Genomic DNA, 21,646 nt, shown 5'->3' with positions numbered 1-21,646 from the left:
ACGTGATGAGACGAGCAGCCCATATGCATTCTGAAGACATGCCCAAGGTCGACGAACGCCGTTCCGGCTGGCGAACGATCCGCAAGGTCGCTCCCTATCTATGGCCCGAGGATGAGCCATGGGTGAAACGACGTGTCGTTATCGCCATGAGTATGTTGGTTATCGCCAAGCTGATCGCTGTCTACACGCCCATCCTTTACAAGGGCGCGGTTGACAGCCTTGCCGCCGAGGGGGTGCCTCCGCTTGCACTCGGAGCCGTTGGGCTGACGGTCGCTTACGGTGTTGCGCGGATGATGACGGTGGGGTTCCAGCAGTTGCGAGATGCGGCGTTTGCACCTGTCGGTCAGCGGGCATTGCGGGCCTTGGCGCTTGAGACCTTTCAGCACATACACCAATTGTCGATGCGCTATCACGTGACCCGCCGTACCGGTGGCCTTAGCCGGATCATCGAGCGTGGCGTCAAGGGGGTCGATTTTCTGCTGCGATTCCTGTTGTTCTCTATCGGGCCTTTGATCCTTGAGCTGCTATTGGTTGCGATCATCCTTATGTGGTTGTTCGACGTGTGGTATCTGGTTGTGGTCGCGGTCACCATCGCGCTTTACATCTGGTTCACTTTTGCGGTGACTGAATGGCGCGTAAAATTGCGCCGTGAGATGAACGATCAGGACACCGAAGCCAACCAACGCGCCATCGATAGTCTGCTGAATTTTGAAACCGTCAAGTATTTCAATGCGGAAGAACGCGAAGCTGAACGCTATGACGTGTCGATGAAGGCTTACGCTGGGGCCGCGCTCAAAACGGCGTACTCATTGGCTTTCCTGAATTTCGGGCAGTCCTTCCTGATTACCTGTGGGTTGATCGGGGTCATGGTGCTGGCCGCGCTAGGCGTGCAAGCGGGTACATTAACCGTGGGCGATTTCGTGATGGTGAATGCCTACATGATCCAGATTACAGTGCCTTTGAACTTTCTGGGAACGGTCTATCGTGAGATCCGGCAGGCTCTGGTTGATATGGGGCAGATGTTCGATCTGTTAGAGCAGCCGGCCGAGGTAACGGATAAGCCCAATGCGCCCGCGCTGGATGTGACTGGCGGCGAGGTGACGCTGCGGGATGTCCGGTTCGGGTATGATCCTGACCGTGAAATCCTGAAGGGCGTGTCGTTGACCGTTCCTGCGGGGCAGACTGTGGCAATCGTGGGGGCAACAGGGTCGGGTAAATCCACAATAGGGCGTCTGCTGTTTCGGTTCTATGATGTGACCGGCGGGGCATTGAAAATCGACGGGCAGGACGTACGGGACGTGTCTCAAACCAGCCTGCATTCGGCCATTGGAGTTGTCCCGCAGGATACCGTATTGTTCAACGATACGATCCGCTACAACATCGCGTACGGCCGCAATGGTGCCACACAAGAGGATGTCGAAGCCGCCGCAAGAGCGGCGCAAATCCACGACTTTATCGTTACTTTGCCCGAAGGGTATGACACTAAGGTTGGGGAACGTGGGCTGAAACTGTCAGGCGGGGAAAAGCAGCGGGTAGGGATCGCGCGCACGTTGCTCAAGAACCCTCCGATCCTCTTGCTGGACGAAGCGACCTCGGCGCTGGATACCGACACTGAGCAAGAGATCAAGGACGCGTTGGCCCAAGCTGGCAAAGGACGCACGGTGCTAACCATTGCCCATCGTCTTAGCACAATCGCCGAGGCCGATCGTATTGTTGTGTTGGAGCGTGGCGAGATCATAGAACAAGGCACTCATGACGAATTGCTGCAGCTTGAAGGTCGGTACGCGCAATTGTGGAACCGGCAGCAATCGGATGCGCAAGCAGCGTAATCTTGTGCTAGACTTCGGGATATTCTCCGGAGGTGTTGGAATGCGTCAGTTTTCGTGGATATCCTTTGTTTGCGTGGCGACGCTGACATGCAGTGCAGCTTGGGCCGGAGATGACCCGATCATAGGCGTCTGGAAGACCGAGCCGGATCGCAAGAACCTGACGTCGCACATCAAGATCACCGCGTGTGGCGATGCGTTTTGCGGGCAAATCCTGTCGGCGTATGACGCGTCGGGCAAAGAGGTTCAGACGCCCAACATCGGTAAGAAACTGTTTTGGGATGTGACCAGCGAAGGCAATGGCAAATACGGAGGGGGCGAATTCTGGGTTCCCCTGATTGACGTTGATGCCGTGCCGCAGATGACGCTTGAGGGCGATACTTTGCGGGTGAAGGGCTGCGAGCATCATATCTGCGCTCATCAATCCTGGACGCGCCTGTAAAGAAGCGGGGCCGGCACTGCCGACCCCGATGTATTACTCAGCGGCCCTAAGAGGTGACCCCGGTGGAGTGTCCTTGCGCGGGTCTTCGGGTTTGTCGTCCCAGATCACTTCGGCCGATTGTGCTTCAAGTGCAGCTTTATCGGTCTCCATGTCTTTGGCGACCTGGCTGGACTGACCGCTGGACGCACGGACCACAAGTTTCGCAAGCAACACTGCATAGGTCGAAACCCAGACGCGCAGGGCAAGGAATGATGGCGTGACGATCAGGGTCAGGATGGTGGCAATTCCCAAACCAAAGACCACGGCTGTTGCAAGTTGCTTCCACCACAGCGCAGTCGGGCTGTCGATGGAATAACCACCGTTGATAAAGTCCAGCGACAGGCCGAACATCATCGGGGTCAGACCTGCCATAGTGGTCAGGGTGGTTAGCAGAACAGGACGAATACGGGCCTCGGCGGTGCGGATGATCGCCTCGATCCGAGGCATGTAGCGGCTGTATTCCTGATAGGTGTCGATCAGAACAATGTTGTTGTTCACCACGATCCCGGCCAAAGCTACGATCCCTGTCCCCGTCATGATGATCGAGAAGGGTTGCTGCATAACCATCATGCCCAGCAACACACCGGTGGTCGACAGCACCACCGCCAACAGCACCAGAACCGAGTTGTATAAGCTGTTGAATTGCGCCAACAGGATCACAAACATCAACCCCAGCGCACCCAAGAATGCATTGGCAAGGAAAGCCCCGGATTCGGCCTGTTCCTCTTGGTCGCCGGTCCATTCCCAAGAGATCGCCGGACCAAAGGGGTTCGTGTCCAGCCATTCTGTCAGCGCTGCAATGCGTTCGTTGGGGTTCACCGGCGAGATCGACGCGGACCCTTCGTCGATCAACGCCTGAAGGGCGCCCACGTCCTCGGACCCAGACAGCAACACAACATCGTATTCAACACCGTTGGTGCCAGTCAGGCTGAGATCCGTTGCAGTCGTGTCTTCAGCGACCTGTCGCAGCACGGCCAACCTTGTGGAGGTACCGTCAGCGGCCTGAGTTGTAACCTTGCTGAGGCCCGGTTCCACATCCGCCTTCACATCGAAGTATCGCTGCTGGTCGACACGGTTGATCTCGGCCAGTTTTGCAACCGGCTGGCGGGTGACAAAGTTGGAAAGCGGGACAAGTCCGTCGGCTGTCCGGACTTTCAGAGTATCTAGCGTCGACAAGACGCGATCTTCATCGGGCAGGCGGACACGGATCTCGATCTCTTCATCGACCGTTTCGGGGCGCATTTCGCCCAGCAAAAGGCCGCGCGTGACCAGTTGCACCATCGCCCCTACGGTCGCTACATCTGCGCCAAACCGGCCCGCTTTTGCGACGTCTACGTCAATCTGCCAGTCGATACCCGGCAGCGGGAGGGTGTCCTCGATCTTGATCAGGCCGGGAGTTCTATCGAACACCGCCCGCGCGGCAGTAGTGGCGGCTGTCAGCTGCTCTCGGTTGTCGCCCTTGATGCGCAGGTGCACCGGTTTAGCCGAAGCCGGGCCTTGTTCCAAGGGCAGGATTTCGACCACAATCCCTGGCAACGTCGCCAGTTCCGCGTTTAACTGATCCAGAACGAAGTCACCGTCATACTCCGGAGCGATCGTCTGGCGGTCCAAAAGGCCAAAGAGGATCGGCTCGGACAGGGTAGGGCGGTCCTCCCACGGGATAATCTCGAACTGTACGCGACCGATCGTGTCGGCCGGTGCCTGTGCGCCACCGTTGTTCTGGTTCAGCCCCCCTTCACCCGCAAACGAAAATACATTGATGACCGCAGGATGGGCACCAATGATTTGCTCGGCAGCCAGCACCATCTCGTCTTTTTCCGCCAACGAGATATTGCCCCGCGCGCGGACATAGGCCGTGGCCTGTTCCGGCTCGCTTTCGACAAAGAACTCGACCCCGCGGTTGTTATTGCCGTAGGCGAACATGACCGCCATCACCAGAATGGCAACGACGACGATGGAAACGACCGGCATGATCGGGTTGCCAACCAGGAATTTGATGACATGCCCGAACGGAGTGTGTTCGCGCACAGTATGTACATGCGGATCCGGAGCGCGCTCGATCTTGATCGCGCTCAGAGTGATCGACCCAGCAAAAGCTCCGAGGATGAACAGAACCGCGCCCAGCAAAAGGCCACCCGCAGGGATCAGGAAGGCTGGGTTCAACATTTGCATCGCGCCCAGGAACATCAGCAGAAGGGCGGGCGGCACCATCAGGGCGCGCATGTTCCATGAGAACCGCGCACGTAGCCAGTGCGAGGCGCGGTCAAACATACGGCTCAGACGGCCCGAAACACCGCCCATGACCGGCAGGTAGATTAGGGCAACGATCAACGAGGCTGACAGAACAAAGATCAGGGTGACCGGAAGCATGCCCATGAACTCACCCGGTACACCGGGCCAGAACAGCATGGGCAGAAACGCGCACAGCGTTGTCGCGGTCGAGGACACGATGGGCCAGAACATCCGCTGGGCGGCTTCGACATAGGCGTGCATTGGCCCGACGCCGTCCTTGATGCGTTTGTCAGCATATTCCACGACAACGATCGCGCCGTCGACCAGCATGCCCACCGCAAGGATCAGACCAAACATAACGATGTTTGAGATGCTGACACCCATGACTGCAAGAAAGGCGAAACACAAAAGGAACGAGGTCGGAATGGCGAACCCGACCAGCAGGGCTGCACGTGTACCCAATGCGGCCAACACCACAATCATAACCAGTGCAATCGCCGTCAGGACCGAGCCTTCGAGCTGACTAACCATTGATCCGACGATGCGGCTTTGGTCGTTCGATGTGCCAAGCTGGATCGCGGCCTGCATCTCGGGCGGCCATTTAGTGCGAGCCTCGGCAATGGTCTTTTTGACGTCTTCAACCGTGTCGATCAGGTTGAAGCCCTTGCGCTTGACCACCTGCAAGGCGACGGTGGATTCGCTGTTGAACCGGGCAGTGCCTTCGCGATCCTCGAACGTATAATTGATCTGCGCCAGCTCTCCCATCGTGACGACGCGGTCACCGTTCACCTTGACCGGCAGGTCATACACGTCCTGAGCCGTTTTGAACGATGAAGGAATCTTGACCGAGAAGGTACCTTGTTCGGTTTCGACCTCACCGGCTGCAATCAGTTGGTTGTTGTTCTGGACGACGTTGATCAATTCAGCGGCCGTGACGTCATAAGCCTCAAGCCGCAACGGGTCGATGATGACCTCAAGCAGTTCGTCCCGGTTGCCCGCAATGCCGGCTTCCAGAACCGAGTCCATGGCCTCAAGATCGTCCTGCAAATCTTTGGCAACGCGCGCCATCGTGCGTTCGGGGACTGCTCCGGTCAGGTTGACGATCACGATCGGGAATTCGGAAAAGTTGATCTCGGTTAGGGAATACTGTTCGGCCCCGTCCGGAAACTCGGCCTGAGCGCTGTTCATCGCGTCGCGCACATCGGCCATGATGGCTGTCTTGTCCCAGCCAAAGTCGAACTCGAGCGCGACCCCGGCATAGCTTTCTGCCGCCGTCGAGGTCATCTCTTTCAAGCCGTCCAGGTCGGCCAGTTCGGTCTCCATCGGTTTGACCAGAAGGTTCTCAGAGTCTTCGGCCGAGATCCCTGGAAACTGAACCGAAACGAACAGGGCAGGGATTTCGATGTCCGGCTCGCCTTCCTTGGGCAGGCCAACATAGGCAAAACCACCGATCACCAGCGAAATCGCGATAAAGGCGAGGACCATGCGGGCCCGGCCAGCGGCCCAACTGACGATACCGGTCATTCGGAGGGTTCCTTGTATGTAGGCTCAACCGTCACACCGCTGGTTACGAATTCCTGACCAACAACAATCACGTCAACGGTTTCGGGTAACCCCCCCAACCACACGCCCTCTGACGAGTCGCGCAGCAGACTGACAGGCTTGAAGTCGACCACGTTGCCACTGCCGATCGTCCGTATGCCCACTTTTCCTTCGTGGTTCAGGGTCAGGGCCGATTGCGGCAGCAGATGGGCTTTGGCGCCTTCCGCGGCAATGCGGATATCCGCAGTCTGACCGTCGCGGATCGAAAGATCGAGGTTGGGAACGGTAACTTCAACTTCGAAGGTCCGCGTGGTTTCGTCGGCCGATCGGCTCAGAAATGTGACGCGACCGGCGACCTGCAGCCCGGTCACCAATGTTGCCGAGGCCTCGGACCCGACAATCACACGGTTGACCTCGGCTTCGGGGACAAAGCCAACCAGCTTGATCGGGTCCAGCTGGATCACGGTCGCACACAAAGACCCCGGTTGCATGAGACTACCCAGTTCAGCCGTATCGCTTTCCAGCAGGCCGTCAAAAGGTGCCTCAATGGTCTGACGATCAATTTCGCGCCGCGCGGCTTCGACTTCGGCGATGGCGGCTTCTATGCCTGCGCGGGTCGCCTCAAGCCCAGCCTCGGCGGTCTTGATCCCCGCCTCGGCTGTGCGCATGGCCGCCTGGCTTGAAATTTTGCGTGTTTCCGAGCCGAACCCGGTTTCAGACAGGCGCTCGGCGGCGGTCAGATTGATCTCGGCCTCTGCGACCAGGGCGTGCGCCTCTTCCAGACGGGCTTCGGCTTCGGGGATACGGCTTTCGGCCTCCAGCTTGCCCGCCATGGCCTCGGCCAGGCTGGCTGGACGCGTGCCCGGATCAAGTTCACACAGCAAGTCGCCGGCTTTCACAAAGCTGCCTTTGCGTTTGGGATCTGAGATCACGGTAGAGGTTGTTTCGGCCAGAACTTCGACCTGCCGGTTGGCTTTCGTCTGCCCACGCAGCAGAACAGCACTGTCAATTTCGCGTGCGGATGACCTAACGGCAACAACACCGACGACGGCCTGAGAAGCCCCCGAAACAGCCTCACCTTGTGCGTCAGAAGCAACATTTTCGTCGGCTTCTGCACGGCCAGCCAAAGCGAAAAGGGCGTCGCGTTCGAAAACTAGCAGAAACAGTGCGACGACAACGAGCAAGGCATTTACCATTGAAATCAAACGCATGTAGAATTTCTCCCAGAATTCTTCGCCAAGATTTCTTCGGCGCTCAGGCATAAATGTGGGCCTGATTATGTATCTTTTCTACGCTGAACTGAATAGTTTGGTTCACATTTTTGCGCAACCCTGACGGGATAGGGTGAAAATGTGCGAATTCCGACCCTTGGCTTGGCAAGGGTGCCGGGGTATGACATGGCGCCATACACTACTGACACAGCCCGGAGGGCAGGGATGAGCGACGTCGACAGTTTTATTGATGAGGTGACCGAAGAGGTGCGCCGAGACCGCCTTTACCTGCTGTTGCGCCGGTGGGGGTGGATTGGTGTCCTGCTTGTGGTTCTTATCGTCGGCGGTGCCGCGTTCAACGAAATCCGCAAATCGCGGGCAACTTCGCAGGCTCAGGATTTAGGCGACGCGATTCTTGCGGCGCTGGCAAAGAACGACTCGGGTGAACGCGCGACTGATCTTGCAGCAGTCGAGAGTGCCTCGCCGGGTGGTGACGCTGTTCTAAACATGCTGCTGTCCGCATCACAGGTTGAAGCCGGATCCGAGCAGGATGCAGTGGATAGCCTGAACACGATTGCGGTTCAGGGGGACCTGCCAGAAATCTACCGTGCAATTGCCGCTTTCAAAGCGCTGCTGTTGCAAAGCGATACGATGCCCGCGGCAGACCGCCGCCAACAATTCGAAGCGCTGGCTGCGCCCGGTGCACCGCTGCGGTTGCTGGCTGAAGAACAGCTGGCGCTGATAGACGTCGCCGAGGGTAACACCGATGCGGCTATCGAACGGTTGCAGACATTGCGCCAAGATGCCGAGATCGGTGCTGACCTGCAGCAGCGCGCTGCGCAACTGATTGTGGCCCTTGGGGGCGTACCGGAACCCTTGGTGGCCCGTCAGGGCTGAACTGCGGCGCAAACAACACTGACAGACGAGTTCGGATCATCATGGTAACAAGTCTCTTTTCTCGCGTTGGAGTGTCGGTCGCATTGGCCTCTGTCACGCTTTTGGCGGCATGTGAGGAACCTCAGGTCATCCTGCCCGGCGTCCGCGAGGATATTCGTCCAGCTTCGGACAATGAAGCAGTCGAGACACGCGGATCGAAACCGATCAGCCTGCCGGCACAACAGGCCAACGCCAATTGGTCGCAAAGTCCCGGCACTGTTGCCTATCGTACAACGCACCCGCAACTGCGCGCGACCCCTCAACGGGTTTGGTCGGCGTCGATTGGGAAAGGGGATTCGCGCAAACAACGGATCACAGCAGAGCCCGTCGTCGCAGGCGGATTGATCTACACGCTTGATTCCGAGGCTAATGTGACCGCGACCTCGACCCAGGGTCAGAAAGCTTGGAGCACGAACCTTATTCCCGCAAATGATGGTGACGAGGACGCAACCGGCGGCGGAATGGCGTATGCGAATGGGGTGCTTTACGTGTCGTCCGGGTTTGGCCGTCTGACAGCACTGGATGGCAAGACTGGGGCAATCCGCTGGCAAAAGCGCTTGAACGCAACAGGAAGTGGCGCGCCACTGGTCAACGATGGGCTGCTCTATCTGGTCGCAGGGGACGAAACAGGTTGGGCCGTGGATACCAGCAACGGACGCATTGCCTGGCAGATTCAAGGCACACCGAGCGTGGGTAATGTTCTGGGGGCTCCGGCCCCTGTGATCGCGCAGGATTTTGCGGTGTTTGCATTTGGGTCCGGCGATGTGGCGGCTACTTTCCGCAAGGGCGGAATTCGTCGCTGGAATGCTTCGGTCGCTGGAGGGCGTCGTGGACGGGCGGCGGCTCAGATCGTGGATGTGACCGGAGGGCCGATGGTGGCCGGGGACACTATTTATATCGGCAACCACTCGGGCCGGACTGTGGCGTTCGAGATCGGATCGGGCGAGCGGAAATGGACCGCCGATGAAGGTGCAATTGACACTGTATGGCCAGTTGGCGGAAGCCTGTTTCAGATCAGCGACCGCAGCCAGTTGGTGCGTCTGGACTCGTCCGATGGGTCGATCATCTGGGCGCAGGATCTGCCGGGTTTTGTCAAGGACAAGCCCAATCGCCGAGGACCGATCGTTGCGCATTATGGGCCCATTCTGGCTGGGGGGCGCATTGTTGTTGCCTCGAACGACGGTTTTGTACGGTTCTTCAATCCCGTCGACGGGACACTGTTAAACCGTGTGGAAGTACCTGGCGGGGCGACAACGGCGCCGGTTGTGGCGGGGCAGACGCTGTATGTCGTATCGACCAAAGGTGATCTACACGCTTTCCGTTGACGAAAAGATGCGCTAAAGGGCGCGTCTGAGTCTTGAAAGTTTGGTATCATGTCGCTGACCCTCGCCATCGTGGGACGCCCCAATGTGGGCAAATCCACCCTGTTCAATCGCCTTGTGGGCAAACGCTTGGCCCTGGTCGACGACCAGCCAGGCGTGACGCGAGACCTGCGCGAAGGCGAGGGGCGTCTGGCCGATCTGCGCTTTACCGTGATCGACACCGCTGGGCTTGAGGACGCGACCGATGACAGCTTGCAGGGCCGGATGCGCCGTCTGACCGAGCGTGCGGTGGACATGGCCGATGTCTGCCTTTTCATGATCGACGCACGCGTGGGCGTGACACCGACCGATGAGCTTTTCGCGGATATCCTGCGCAAACGTTCGAAACATGTGATCCTTGCGGCGAACAAGGCCGAAGGCTCGGCCGCCGATGCCGGTGTGCTTGAGGCTTATAATCTGGGTCTCGGTGAACCCGTCCGCCTGTCGGGTGAACACGGCGAGGGGATGACAGACCTTTATACCCAGTTGATGCCTCTGGCCGACGCGGCCGAAGAGCAGGCGCAGGATGAGGCACCGGAAACCGATATCGAACTGGATGAAGATGGTGAGGGCGAAACGCCTCTGATCACTGCGGCCAAGCCGTTGCAGGTGGCCGTAGTAGGTCGCCCGAATGCCGGAAAATCTACGTTGATCAATAAGATCATGGGCGAAGATCGTCTGCTGACTGGCCCCGAGGCCGGGATTACCCGCGACGCGATCAGCCTGCGTATTGACTGGGCTGACCCAGATGGCGATAGCACGCCGATGCGGATTTTCGACACGGCGGGTATGCGCAAAAAGGCAAAAGTGCAGGAAAAGCTGGAAAAGCTATCCGTCTCGGACGGCCTGCGCGCGGTGAAATTCGCCGAGGTCGTAGTGGTCCTGCTGGACGCGGCGATTCCGTTTGAACAGCAAGACCTTCGCATCGCCGACCTGGCCGAGCGTGAAGGCCGCGCGGTCGTGATCGCGGTGAACAAGTGGGATATCGAAGAGGACAAGCAAGAGAAACTGCGCGACCTCAAGGAATCCTTTGAACGTCTGCTGCCGCAGTTGCGCGGCGCGCCTCTGATCACCGTGTCTGCGAAAACAGGCCGGGGGCTGGAGCGCTTGCGCGCTGCCATCCTGCGGGCCCATGATGTGTGGAACCGCCGTGTACCGACTGCGGCGCTGAACCGGTGGCTGACCGCAATGCTGGAGCAGCACCCGCCGCCAGCGCCGCAAGGTCGCCGAATCAAACTGCGCTATATGACACAGGCCAAAACCCGCCCGCCGGGGTTTGTGGTGATGTGTTCGCACCCTGACAAGATGCCCGAAAGCTATAACCGCTATCTGGTCAATGGTCTGCGAGAGGATTTTGACATGCCCGGCACACCCATCCGCCTGACGCTGCGCGGGCAGGGTGACAAGAACCCCTACAAGGGGCGGCGCAAGAAAAACGCCGGTGCTTTAGCCAAGCATCTCAAAGGTCGCGCGTAACTGCGCCAATTTTCAGCATTTTCGGCGGTAGGGCGTGACATGCCGCGAACTGCGCGCTAGCATTCAAGCGCGTGCATCTGTTTTTGCACGCACGGGTTGCATGCGGAGATTCCGCACCTAATTTCAAATTGATATTGAACCGGGCCATCGTGAGGGGCGGGCTGGATGGATCTTAGGGAATACACACGACGATATGCAGTGCAGGACAATCGCCTTGCTGCACTTAGTTACTTTGGAACTTTTGCCGTTTATTTTACGTCGCTGGCGCTGGCGATTGCATATGTGGATCAATGGTTCATCATGATCCCTGCCGGAGTTGTTTTTGCCTTCTCAGCTGTGCGGCTTTACGTCTTGCAGCATGATTGCGGGCATCACTCACTGTTCGAGACGCGCCAGCAAAACGAGTGGGCGGGGCACGGGCTGTCCCCCTTCACATTTGCCCCTTTTGAAGTGATGAAGCAGAACCACAACCTTCACCACTCGGGCATAGGCAATCTGGAACATCGCGAAACCGGTGAAATCCACACCATGACCCTGCGTGAATGGAATGAGGCAGACTGGAAAACCCGTTTTTTCTATCGGCTTTATCGCAATCCGTTCATTCTGGTTCCAGTAGGTGCGTTGTTTACCTATTTCATTCGTTATCGCTGGCCCAAAAACACTGTCCGGTTTGGGGTGGCAGGTGTGGTGCTGCATAACCTGTCGATCGTCGTATTTTTGGGTCTGCTTTACTTCATCGCTGGCGGTACCGGCATTTTGGTATGGATTGTGTTCTCATTTCTGGGCGGGATGCTGGGTGTGTTCCTCGTGTATCTCCAGCATAATTTCGAGGATACCTACTGGGACCGCCGTCCCGACCTTGACCCCAAGCTGGCAGCTTTGCACGGTTCCTCTGCGCTGGATTTCGGCTGGTGGTTCGACAATGCTGTCGCTTGCATCACGTTGCACGACATCCATCATTTCAATGCGCGTATCCCATCCTATCGGCTGCGCGAATGCCACTATAACCTTCCTGCCGAATATACGCCCCGCCGGATCAAGTTCCCCGAGGCCGTCGCGGCACTGAACCTCAAGCTGTGGGACGAGGATGCCAAACGACTGGTACCGTTCCCAAAGAAGACGCGGACAACGAACCTGGCCCATAGCAGCTAGCCTATAGATCATATCGCTTGCGGAATTGTATATTCTGTGTATATACAATTCCTTGGGTGATGAAGAAAGGATAAAGAATGACCGCAGTGACCAATGTCAAAGGTGTAGGCGAAGCGTTGGGAAAAGCGCTTGTAGCTAATGGCTTCAAGACAGCCGAAGCCATTGCCAAGGCAAACCCCGCTGATCTGGTCAAGGTCCCGCGAATTGGGGCGGCGCGCGCTCCTTTGTTGATTGCCGCCGCGAAAGAGGCGGTGTCGTCCATACCTGCAACCAAACCAACTGCCAAACCTGCAGCACGTCGGACGGCCGTACGCAAACCGGCCACACGTAAACCTGCGGCTCGCAAGACCGTGGCCGCTGCCGCCGCTGAAAAGCGTGCGCAAGAGGCGGCGCGCAAAGCGACCGAGGAGAAAGCAGCAGCAGAAGCTGCAGAAGCAAAGGCAAAGAAAAAGGCCAAAGCTAAGGCCAAGGCTGAAAAGGCGGCGAAGAAACGGGCCGAGATGGAAGCCGTGTTCTCGAAAGCCAAGGATAAGGTGAAGGCCAAGACGAAAAAGGGCAAAAAGTCCAAAAAGGACGACAAAGCCAAAGACAGTAAGAAAAAAGATGACAAGAAGGGCGGCAAGAAAAAGGATAAGAAAAAGGCGAAGAAGTAAGACCTCCTCGCCCCTTGATTTTGTTGTAACCGGCGGCTGCGGCGCGCCGGTTTTCTTATGCCAGTGTGCCGTCCGTTTGCAGCGTCAGCTTGCCGCTAAGATAGGGAGAGAGCACCTCGGGCAGGGTGACGGTGCCATCGGCGTTCTGGCCGTTTTCCAGCACCGCAATCAGGCAACGCCCCACCGCCAGACCCGAGCCGTTCAGCGTGTGGACATATTCCGGTTTACCCCCGCCTTCTGGACGGAAGCGCGCGTTCATGCGGCGCGCCTGAAAATCACCACAGGTCGAAACCGAGCTGATCTCACGATACGTGTTCTGACCGGGCAGCCACGCTTCGATGTCATAGGTGCGGCGCGCGCCAAAGCCCATGTCGCCGGTGCACAGGATCACGGTACGGTAAGGCAAGCCCAGTTTCACTAAAATACCCTCGGCGCAGCGCAGCATGCGTTTCTGCTCGTCGTCCGAATTGTCCGGATGCGTGACCGAGACCATCTCGACCTTTTCGAACTGGTGCTGACGCAGCATGCCGCGTGTGTCTTTTCCCGCGCTGCCAGCCTCGGACCGGAAGCACAGGGAATGCGCGGTATAGCGGCGGGGCAGGTAGCTTTCCTCGATCATTGTGTCGTTGACGATATTGGTCAGCGAAACCTCAGACGTCGGTATCAGCCACCAGCCTTCGCGGGTCTGATAGCTGTCCTCTCCGAATTTCGGCAATTGGCCGGTGCCCTGCATCATTTCCGACAGAACCAGTACGGGGCCGTTCACCTCGGTCAGTTCGTTTTCGTTGATATGCGTGTCCAGCATGAACTGCGCCAACGCGCGGTGGATGCGGGCGACGCCGCCGGACAGCAGTACAAAACGCGAGCCAGAGAGTTTGGCGGCGGTTTCAAAATCCATACCGGTCTGAACGGCGTCGATCTCAAAATGCTCTTTCGGGGCAAAATCCAGCTCGCGCGGGGTGCCCCAGCGGTTGACCTCGACATTGTCGTTTTCATCCGCGCCTTCGGGCACATCCTCGGCGGGCAGATTGGCGATACGGATCAGTTGATCCGCGAGCAGCGCGTCCAGATCCTTGGCCTCGGTCTGCATTTGGGCGATCTCGGCCTTTTTCTCGGCGACCAGCGCGCGCAGGCGTTCGAACTCTGCCTCATCACCGCGCGCTTTGGCGGCACCGACCTCTTTGCTGGCCTTGTTCTGTTCGGCCTGTGCGGTCTCAGCGGCCAAAATTTTAGCGCGGCGGCTTTCGTCCAACCGCAGCAGGTCCGACGACACCGGCGCGTCCCCACGGCGCGCAAGGGCGGCGTCAAAGGCGGCAGGGTTTTCGCGAATGGCGCGGATGTCGTGCATGTCTCAGATCCTTGAATGCGTGAATCACTGAGACCGCTTATGCACCATCTGAAAGGCAGGGTGTAGCACCGGTTACGACTTATCCGCGCCCTCGTGGGATTCATGCGCCAGATGGCCATCCCATTCTTCGACCGGGATCTTGGGTTCGGGTGGATCAGCCATGTAAGATGGGGTCATGATCTGTACTCCGTTTTCATTAAAAACGGCCACAATATTGCGGTGCAGGTCGGATCGGATCTTGGGAATGATGCTGCCCCTCGTGCTATAGCCGTTGATCTGGTAATTGATCGCGTAATCGGCCAAAGCCGTCCACAAAACAAAGGGTTCGGGCTTGGCTTTGATCCCTTTGGTTCGGCGGGCGGCCTCGATCAGCATGGCCTCGACCTTTTCGGGCGGTTCTTCATATCCGATGCCGACGGTGGTGTGCAGCAGCAGCCCGCTGCCATCGGTTTTCTTTGAGAAATTCACCACGTCCGAGTTCATCAGCTGCGCGTTGGGGATCGAGATCAGTTCGTTCTTGATGGATTTCAGATGTGTCTCCATCAGCTTGATCTGAACCACGTCGCCAATGTGGTCGCCAATCTGAATGCGGTCCCCGATTGAGGTCGAGCGGCGGTAAATGACGAACAGCCCGGCCAGCATGTTCGACACGACCGAGTTCGCACCTAGTGACAGCATCGCGCCTACAAGAATGGTCAAGCCTTGAAAAGCAGCGGAATCTGATCCCGGAATGTAAGGAACGGCAAAGACCAGCGCGATCAGGATGACGACGACGCGTGCGATGTTGAAAGTTGGACTCACCCAGTGTTTTTCAAAATCCCCCAGATCGAATGACCCGGCCTCGACGGCGTCAAAGAACACTCGCATGCCCCGAATGATGTAAAGCGTGACCCAGCTGATTAGACCCAGCATGATCAAGTTGGGTATGTAACTAAGGATGCCCTTGAAGATCAGTAGAACAGGTTCAGTCAGGTAGGTCAGCAGAAGCTGGGCGAAGTACCGGGTTTCTGCAAAGGCGAGCAGCACGAAGGACAGATAATAGTAGAAACCCAGAAAGAAGATCACCAGCAGAACGAAATTCAGGCCATATCGCACCAGTGCGGCAATTGCTTCAGCCTGAACGCTTTTTGCGGTGGCGGTTTCTACGTCCTTCAGATGACGTTGTACGAATTTCAGCGTCTTGCGTCTGATCCTGCGATGCAGCCAAAGGATTATGGCAACAAAGATAGCAAAGCCGATTGTCCATGCGGTGGCTTCGATCGCTCCGGAAACTCGCGCTTGATCAGTTCGATTGGACCTGTAGGCCTGGATCGCTTGCTCAATGGCCTCGCCATGGAGAAAACCGAGAACTTCCAGTTCAATTTGCTCCAGTTCCGCGTCGGCGACTGTCACAACCGATACCGACAGTCCGTCGACCAGTATGCGTGTGCCGAGTTCAGTATCCTCATAAGTGATTGTGACTTCGAGGCTATCCGAAGCTTCGGCCGCTTCTATTATTTTTTCCTGTACTGCTTCGGCGCGTTCCGATGCTGGTAGTGCACTGGAACCACGTAAGAAAAACAGAGTATCACCGTCTACGATAACGGGTGCTTTGAAAGTCTCGGATTGTTCTTCATTTTCGACAGGGACTTCGACCGTTTCCTGACCAGAAGCAGGCGCCGCACAAAGGCAAACCCATACTGTCGTGACCAGTATCTGAAGTAGCAATCCCAGTTTCAGATGAATGTGCGCCATTGGACCCCCCCGCGGTTCAACTATATCGACGCAAGCGCTTGTTTCTAGGACTTAACTGCAACGCTTGGCCAAATCTTTGCGCATTATCTAAGTTTGGGTGCAAAAACCTGTACCGCCATTCCTTGCAAACAGTCAGTTCAAAGAATAGGTTCTCGCAAAATTTGCGGGCCTTTCCGCAAACACCAAACCAAAAGGAATATCCCATGGAAGGTGGCGCAATCGCCCAGTTTCTCCCGCTGATCCTGATCTTTGCGATCATGTATTTCTTGCTGATCCGTCCGCAGCAGAAAAAGATGAAGGAACATCAGGCCATGGTCGAGGCCGTGCGCCGGGGCGATCAGGTCGTCACCCAAGGTGGTCTGATCGGCAAAGTGTCGAAGGTCAAGGAAGGCGAGAACGAGATTGAGGTCGAGCTGGCTGAAAACGTCAAGGTCCGTGTTGTCAAATCGACCATCGCTCAGGTTCTGAACAAGACCGAGCCTGCGAAGTAATTTCGCGCGATATCTCGTTGAAAAGGCAGGGTAATGCTGCAAATTGATACCTGGAAGCGGGTTCTGATCTGGTCGGTCTGCGTGATCGGCCTGCTCATGGCCCTGCCGAATGCGTTCTACACGCGCGTCGAGCAATCCAACGATGCCAAAGCCGCGATCGAGCTTGGCATAGACACCCCAGACATGCAGGCTGAGGCGGCGCAGTGGCCGAATTGGCTGCCGTCCTCGCTGGTCAATCTGGGGCTGGACCTGCGCGGCGGCGCGCATCTTTTGGCCGAGGTCAAGGTTCAGGACGTCTACGAATCCCGCATGGATGCCATGTGGCCGGAAATCCGCGACGCTTTGCGCGATGAGCGGGCTACGGTTGGCACGATCCGCCGTCAGGACTCGGCCCCCGACGAGATTCGCGTGCGCATCAGCCAGCCCGAGGGGATGGCCCGTGCTCTTGAGGTCGTGCGCGGTTTGGCCCGTCAGGTCCAGACGCTTTCGGGCGTTGGCGCGACGGATATCGAAGCCCGCGCCGAGGGTGACACCATCGTTGTGCAACTGTCGGATGCCGAAAAGCTGGCCTCAGACGATCGCACGGTGCGACAGTCGCTTGAGATCATCCGCCGCCGGATTGACGAGGTCGGCACCCGCGAGCCCACGATTCAACGCCAGGGCGCGGATCGTATCCTGATTCAGGTTCCAGGCATCGGCTCGGCGGGTGAGCTGAAGGACATCATCGGCACGACAGCCCAACTGACCTTCAATCCCGTCGGCGGTCGCACCACCGACGCAGATGCAACGCCGGGTATCGGGCAGGAAGTTGTACCCTCGATTGACGAAGAGGGCGTGTATTACATCATCGACTCGGCCCCTGTTGTAACGGGTGAGGAGCTGGTCGATGCCCAGCCCGCGTTCGACCAGAACGGCCGCCCGGCGGTCAGCTTCCGGTTCAACACCTCGGGCGCGCGTAAATTCGGCGACTATACGCTGGAAAACATCGGCGCGCCGTTTGCGATTGTGCTGGATGATGAGGTGATCTCGGCCCCTGTGATCCAGAGCCACATTCCGGGCGGGTCGGGCATCATCACCGGTAATTTTACCGTCGAGGAAAGCACTAATCTGGCCGTCCTGCTGCGCGCGGGCGCGCTGCCTGCCGGGCTGGACTTCCTGGAAGAGCGCACCATCGGCCCGGAACTGGGGCAAGATAGCATCGACGCTGGCAAAGTGGCGACCATCGTGGCTTTTGTAGCCGTGCTGGTCTTTATGGCGCTCAGCTATGGTTTGTTCGGTATCTTCGCCAATATCGCGTTGATCCTGAACGTCGGACTGCTGTTTGGTCTTCTATCACTGATCGGGGCGACGCTGACCTTACCGGGGATCGCGGGGATCGTGCTGACGGTCGGCATGGCGGTGGATGCCAACGTGCTGATCTTTGAACGTATCCGCGAGGAACTGAAATCCGCCCGAGGTCCGGCCCGTGCAATTGAACTGGGTTATGAAAAGGCACTGTCGGCCATTCTGGACGCAAATGTCACCACATTCATCACGGCAACGATCCTGTTTGCCATGGGCAGTGGACCGGTGCGCGGCTTTGCCATCACGCTGGGTCTGGGTATCCTCACCTCGGTCTTCACCGCGATCTTCGTGACGCGTCTGATGATCGTGATTTGGTTCGAACGCCGCCGCCCGAAAACGATCGAGGTTTGATCATGAGACTGAAACTTGTCCCGCAGGAAACCTCGTTCGATTTCTTCAGCCGCTGGAAGGTCTGGCTGGGCATTTCCGGCCTGATGATGGTCGTGGCCTTCACGTCCTTCATGCTGCAAGGTCTGAACTTCGGCATCGACTTCCGGGGCGGCACCACGATCCGCACCCAATCCGCGCAAGAGATCGACGTCGGTGCCTATCGCGACGCCATCGCGCCGCTGGAATTGGGAGATGTCACCATCACCGAGATTTTCGACCCGACCTTTGGCGAGGACGAAAACGTCGCCATGATCCGCATTCAGGCGCAGGACGACGCCGAGGCGGTCTCGGCCGCGACGGTAACGGCTGTGGAAGAGGCATTGAAGGCGGCAGCCCCCGATATTCAATTCGTGTCCGTCGAATCCGTCGGCCCCAAAGTCTCGGGCGAGTTAATCCAGACTGCCGTAATCGCTGTGGTTCTCGCCATCGGCGCGGTGCTGGTTTATATCTGGCTACGGTTCGAATGGCAGTTTGCCCTGGGGGCGGTGGCCGCGCTTGTGCATGATGTGATCCTGACCATCGGCATCTTTTCGGAACTGCAAATCCGCTTCGATCTGGCCATCATCGCCGCTCTGCTGACCATCGTGGGCTATTCGCTGAACGACACGGTGGTTGTCTTTGACCGGGTGCGTGAAAACCTGCGGAAGTACAAGAAGAAAGACCTGAAAGAGGTTTTGAACATCTCGATCAATGAGACCCTCAGCCGGACGGTCATGACCTCGGTCACAACCCTGCTGGCGCTGATCTCGCTCTATGTGCTGGGCGGAGACGTCATCCGTGGCTTTGTCTTTGCGATGATCTGGGGCGTGATCGTGGGGACGTATTCCTCGGTCTTTGTGGCCTCGACCATCCTGCTGTGGCTGGGTGTCAAACGCGACTGGTCCAAGCCGTCGAATACGGCGGGCAACCAGTTTGCAAACGTCGACGCCTGATTTTATCGGCCAGTCCCCGGCGGGGCTGGCCGTTATTCTTTTTGCGGCCTTCCTCAGCGGTATCGTGCGCGGGTTTTCCGGCTTTGGCACCGCTCTGATCTTCTTGCCCATCGCGACACCTTATCTCGGCCCGTTCGGCGCGCTGATCGGCCTGACCATCATGGACATCTTCGGGCCGCTCCCCAACCTGCGCCGCGCGTGGCGCGAGGTTGAGCGGGGCGATCTGATCCGCCTTGTGGCCGGATGCGCGCTGATCTTGCCGGTTGGCCTTTGGGTGCTGACGCAGGTCGACCCGTATGTGTTTCGATACGCTGTCAGCCTGTTGGCCCTCGCGATGCTGACCATCCTTGTCCTGGGCCTGCGCTACCACGGTCCTGTCGGCCGCGCGATGGTGGTCGGGATCGGCTGCGCGGCGGGGTTCCTGGGCGGAGTAGCGGGCTTGCCAGGCCCCGCCGTGATCCTGTTCTACATGTCGCGCCCTCTGCCAGTTACCGTCATCCGCGCAACGATCCTGCTGTTTCTGTTCGCGTTTGACTTCCTGCTGTTCGGCTATCTGACCGGAATGGGCCGCGTAACCCTCGCGGCCGCGCTGCTGGGCCTCATGCTTGCGATACCCAATCTGATCGGCAACTGGCTGGGCGGGAAATTGTTCCGCCCCGAATACGAGCGGCTATACCGCGCCGCCGCATATGTTGCGATTGCACTTGCCGCCTTGTCGGGCCTGCCAGTTTGGGGCTAAAAACCCCTCCATGCGCCTGAACGAGATCACCTATACCAACGCCACCCCGATAGACGGCTACGGCCCCGGCTTTTTTCGCATCGGCGGACAGGTCCATGATGGTCCGGTTCTAACCGGTCCAAACGGAACAACCGGGTGGAACGGGTATGACGACCAAACACCTCTGCTAGACCTCGCCGATCACATCGACGTGCTGTTCATCGGTACCGGTGCCGAGCTGACCCATATCTCGGCCACCCTGCGCCGCACGCTCGAAGACGCAGGCATCGGCGTCGAGATCATGAATTCCCCGGCCGCCTGCCGCACCTACAATGTGTTACTGTCTGAGGGTCGCCGCATCGCGATGGCCGCACTCCCTGTCTAAAGGATCCTCCTTCATCTGGCCATAAATACCTCGGGGAGCGTGAGGGGCTGGCCCCTCACTCATGACCTGACCACACGAAGCCACCGTCAAAGCTCTGCGGCAATTCCCACCTTTTGTCCGCCTCCACAATCCGTTAAGCGGGCGCTATGACACTGACCGTGACCGATCTGGCCATCACCCGTGGCGGCATTCCCGTGCTCGAAGGGCTCAGCTTTACGCTGCCTGCCGGCAAAGCGTTGATCCTGCGTGGGCCAAACGGAATCGGCAAGACCACTCTTCTGCGTACGCTGGCCGGGCTACAGCCTCCATTGCAAGGCCGCATTGAAGGGGCCGAGGATCAGATCGCCTATGCCTCGCATTCCGACGGGCTGAAACCCACGTTGACGGTTGTCGAGAACCTTAACTTCTGGGCCTCGGTATTTGGAACGCAAGGCATCCAGCCCGCGCTGGACGCTTTTGCCCTGAATGATCTGGCCGACCGCCACGCAGGCAACCTGTCGGCTGGGCAGAAGCGGCGTCTCGGGCTGGCGCGGATGCTGGTTACGGGGCGGCCGATCTGGATGCTGGACGAACCGACCGTCTCGCTGGACCAAAACGCGGTGAAGATGTTCGCCGACGCGGTACGCACGCATCTGGGGCAGGGGGGCTCGGCCCTGATTGCCACCCATATCGACCTCGGCCTGGACGGAGAAGTTCTGGATGTCGGCCCCAACAAGGCCAAACCCAAACCCATCGACGATTTCGACGGAGGCTTCCTGTGATAGCCCTTCTGCTGCGGGACCTGAAACTGGCGCTGCGTGCGGGTGGCGGGTTCGGCCTTGGTCTAGCCTTCTTCCTGATTGTCACGGTGCTGGTGCCGTTCTCAGTGGGGCCGCAATCCTCGCTGCTCTCGACCATCGCGCCGGGTATCCTGTGGCTGGGCGCTCTGCTGGCCTGCCTGCTGTCGTTGGACCGCCTGCTGGCGCTGGATTGGGAGGACGGCTCGCTCGACCTGCTGGCCACGGCACCACTGCCACTGGAATCGGTGGTCACGATCAAGGCGTTGGCCCATTGGCTGACCACCGGCCTGCCACTGGTACTGGCCGCGCCTTTTCTGGGCGTGCTGCTGAACCTGCCGGTGCCGGGGTTTTCGTGGCTTGTGATCTCGCTGCTGATCGGCACCCCGGCCATGAGCGTCATCGGCACCTTCGGTGCCGCGCTGACCGTCGGCCTGAAGCGCGGCGGTTTGCTGCTGTCGCTGCTGGTCCTGCCGCTGTACGTCCCCACGCTGATCTTCGGCGCTGAAGTCGCCCGCCGAGGCGCCACGGGGATGGAAACCCAGACCCCACTGCTCATGCTGGCGGGGATCACTGCCGCCACTATTGCGCTGCTGCCGTTTGCCAGCGCCGCCGTTTTGCGTATCAACCTTCGGTGACGTGCTCAAACTTTGACTGA

At 58.4% G+C, this 21,646-nt stretch carries 18 protein-coding genes; 14 read left to right on the top strand and 4 right to left on the bottom strand.

The annotated features are described in order from the left end of the window. Nucleotides 1-38: 38 nt before the first annotated feature. Both ACR0DX_RS01585 and ACR0DX_RS01580 read left to right on the top strand, forming a co-directional pair. On the top strand, nucleotides 39-1,829 hold the full coding sequence (locus ACR0DX_RS01585) for an ABCB family ABC transporter ATP-binding protein/permease (RefSeq protein WP_480844968.1): 1,791 nt from the start codon (nucleotides 39-41) through the stop codon (nucleotides 1,827-1,829). Nucleotides 1,830-1,869: 40 nt separating this feature from the next. After that, nucleotides 1,870-2,268, top strand: a complete 399-nt coding sequence (locus tag ACR0DX_RS01580) for a DUF2147 domain-containing protein (protein ID WP_170354569.1) — start codon at nucleotides 1,870-1,872, stop codon at nucleotides 2,266-2,268. A gap of 33 nt (nucleotides 2,269-2,301) precedes the next feature. On the opposite strand, the gene ACR0DX_RS01575 is transcribed toward ACR0DX_RS01580, so the two are convergent. Together ACR0DX_RS01575 and ACR0DX_RS01570 are read right to left on the bottom strand one after the other, a co-directional pair. Next, complete coding sequence (locus ACR0DX_RS01575) at nucleotides 2,302-6,063, bottom strand: efflux RND transporter permease subunit (protein ID WP_480844965.1); 3,762 nt, start codon at nucleotides 6,061-6,063, stop codon at nucleotides 2,302-2,304. Continuing rightward, nucleotides 6,060-7,292: an efflux RND transporter periplasmic adaptor subunit gene (locus ACR0DX_RS01570; RefSeq protein WP_170354567.1), complete on the bottom strand. Its 1,233-nt coding sequence runs from the start codon at nucleotides 7,290-7,292 to the stop codon at nucleotides 6,060-6,062. Before ACR0DX_RS01570 ends, ACR0DX_RS01575 begins: the two co-directional genes overlap by 4 nt. 225 nt (nucleotides 7,293-7,517) lie before the next feature. Here ACR0DX_RS01570 and ACR0DX_RS01565 point away from each other — a divergent pair, with 225 nt between their 5' ends. The 5 genes from ACR0DX_RS01565 to ACR0DX_RS01545 all read left to right on the top strand — a co-directional run bounded on the left by ACR0DX_RS01565 (nucleotide 7,518) and on the right by ACR0DX_RS01545 (nucleotide 12,870). Then, nucleotides 7,518-8,189, top strand: coding sequence for a hypothetical protein (locus tag ACR0DX_RS01565; RefSeq protein ID WP_170354566.1), 672 nt, complete (start codon nucleotides 7,518-7,520; stop codon nucleotides 8,187-8,189). Between the two features lie 41 nt (nucleotides 8,190-8,230). Beyond that, the gene (locus ACR0DX_RS01560) at nucleotides 8,231-9,553 is read left to right on the top strand and encodes a PQQ-like beta-propeller repeat protein (protein WP_170354565.1); all 1,323 of its coding nucleotides are present in this window, start codon (nucleotides 8,231-8,233) and stop codon (nucleotides 9,551-9,553) included. A gap of 48 nt (nucleotides 9,554-9,601) precedes the next feature. Next, nucleotides 9,602-11,065 (top strand): ribosome biogenesis GTPase Der, encoded by a 1,464-nt coding sequence (gene der, locus ACR0DX_RS01555; RefSeq protein WP_170354564.1) that lies wholly within the window; start codon nucleotides 9,602-9,604, stop codon nucleotides 11,063-11,065. Nucleotides 11,066-11,230: 165 nt separating this feature from the next. Further along, nucleotides 11,231-12,217: a fatty acid desaturase gene (locus ACR0DX_RS01550; RefSeq protein WP_170354563.1), complete on the top strand. Its 987-nt coding sequence runs from the start codon at nucleotides 11,231-11,233 to the stop codon at nucleotides 12,215-12,217. A gap of 77 nt (nucleotides 12,218-12,294) precedes the next feature. Next, the gene (locus ACR0DX_RS01545) at nucleotides 12,295-12,870 is read left to right on the top strand and encodes a helix-hairpin-helix domain-containing protein (RefSeq protein ID WP_170354562.1); all 576 of its coding nucleotides are present in this window, start codon (nucleotides 12,295-12,297) and stop codon (nucleotides 12,868-12,870) included. A 55-nt stretch (nucleotides 12,871-12,925) separates the two neighbouring features. Here ACR0DX_RS01545 and serS read toward each other — a convergent pair whose 3' ends face one another. Beyond that, entirely contained in the window at nucleotides 12,926-14,218 is a 1,293-nt protein-coding gene (gene serS / locus ACR0DX_RS01540; RefSeq protein ID WP_170354561.1) for a serine--tRNA ligase, read from the bottom strand. Nucleotides 14,219-14,290: 72 nt separating this feature from the next. After that, the gene (locus tag ACR0DX_RS01535) at nucleotides 14,291-15,952 is read right to left on the bottom strand and encodes a mechanosensitive ion channel family protein (RefSeq protein ID WP_170354560.1); all 1,662 of its coding nucleotides are present in this window, start codon (nucleotides 15,950-15,952) and stop codon (nucleotides 14,291-14,293) included. A gap of 203 nt (nucleotides 15,953-16,155) precedes the next feature. Between ACR0DX_RS01535 and yajC the strand changes: the two genes are divergently transcribed. From yajC to ccmB, 7 genes are all read left to right on the top strand, one after another. After that, on the top strand, nucleotides 16,156-16,443 hold the full coding sequence (gene yajC / locus ACR0DX_RS01530; protein WP_170325331.1) for a preprotein translocase subunit YajC: 288 nt from the start codon (nucleotides 16,156-16,158) through the stop codon (nucleotides 16,441-16,443). Nucleotides 16,444-16,476: 33 nt separating this feature from the next. Then, on the top strand, nucleotides 16,477-18,138 hold the full coding sequence (gene secD / locus ACR0DX_RS01525) for a protein translocase subunit SecD (RefSeq protein WP_170354559.1): 1,662 nt from the start codon (nucleotides 16,477-16,479) through the stop codon (nucleotides 18,136-18,138). Between the two features lie 2 nt (nucleotides 18,139-18,140). Beyond that, entirely contained in the window at nucleotides 18,141-19,109 is a 969-nt protein-coding gene (gene secF / locus ACR0DX_RS01520) for a protein translocase subunit SecF (protein WP_170354558.1), read from the top strand. Then, nucleotides 19,090-19,848 (top strand): sulfite exporter TauE/SafE family protein, encoded by a 759-nt coding sequence (locus ACR0DX_RS01515; protein WP_170354557.1) that lies wholly within the window; start codon nucleotides 19,090-19,092, stop codon nucleotides 19,846-19,848. The genes secF and ACR0DX_RS01515 overlap by 20 nt, the downstream gene beginning before the upstream one ends. Before the next feature lie 10 nt (nucleotides 19,849-19,858). Then, entirely contained in the window at nucleotides 19,859-20,212 is a 354-nt protein-coding gene (locus ACR0DX_RS01510) for an Mth938-like domain-containing protein (protein WP_170354556.1), read from the top strand. Nucleotides 20,213-20,358: 146 nt separating this feature from the next. Continuing rightward, nucleotides 20,359-20,973 carry a heme ABC exporter ATP-binding protein CcmA gene (gene ccmA, locus ACR0DX_RS01505; RefSeq protein WP_170354555.1) on the top strand — a complete coding sequence of 205 codons (615 nt, stop codon included), beginning with the start codon at nucleotides 20,359-20,361 and terminating at the stop codon, nucleotides 20,971-20,973. After that, on the top strand, nucleotides 20,970-21,626 hold the full coding sequence (gene ccmB, locus ACR0DX_RS01500) for a heme exporter protein CcmB (protein WP_170354554.1): 657 nt from the start codon (nucleotides 20,970-20,972) through the stop codon (nucleotides 21,624-21,626). The genes ccmA and ccmB overlap by 4 nt, the downstream gene beginning before the upstream one ends. The last annotated feature ends 20 nt before the right edge of the window (nucleotides 21,627-21,646 follow it).

This window comes from Ruegeria sp. D3, from assembly GCF_056534465.1.
Note: the sequence above shows the minus strand (reverse complement) of the source record. Positions and strands in the feature narration are given on the sequence as shown.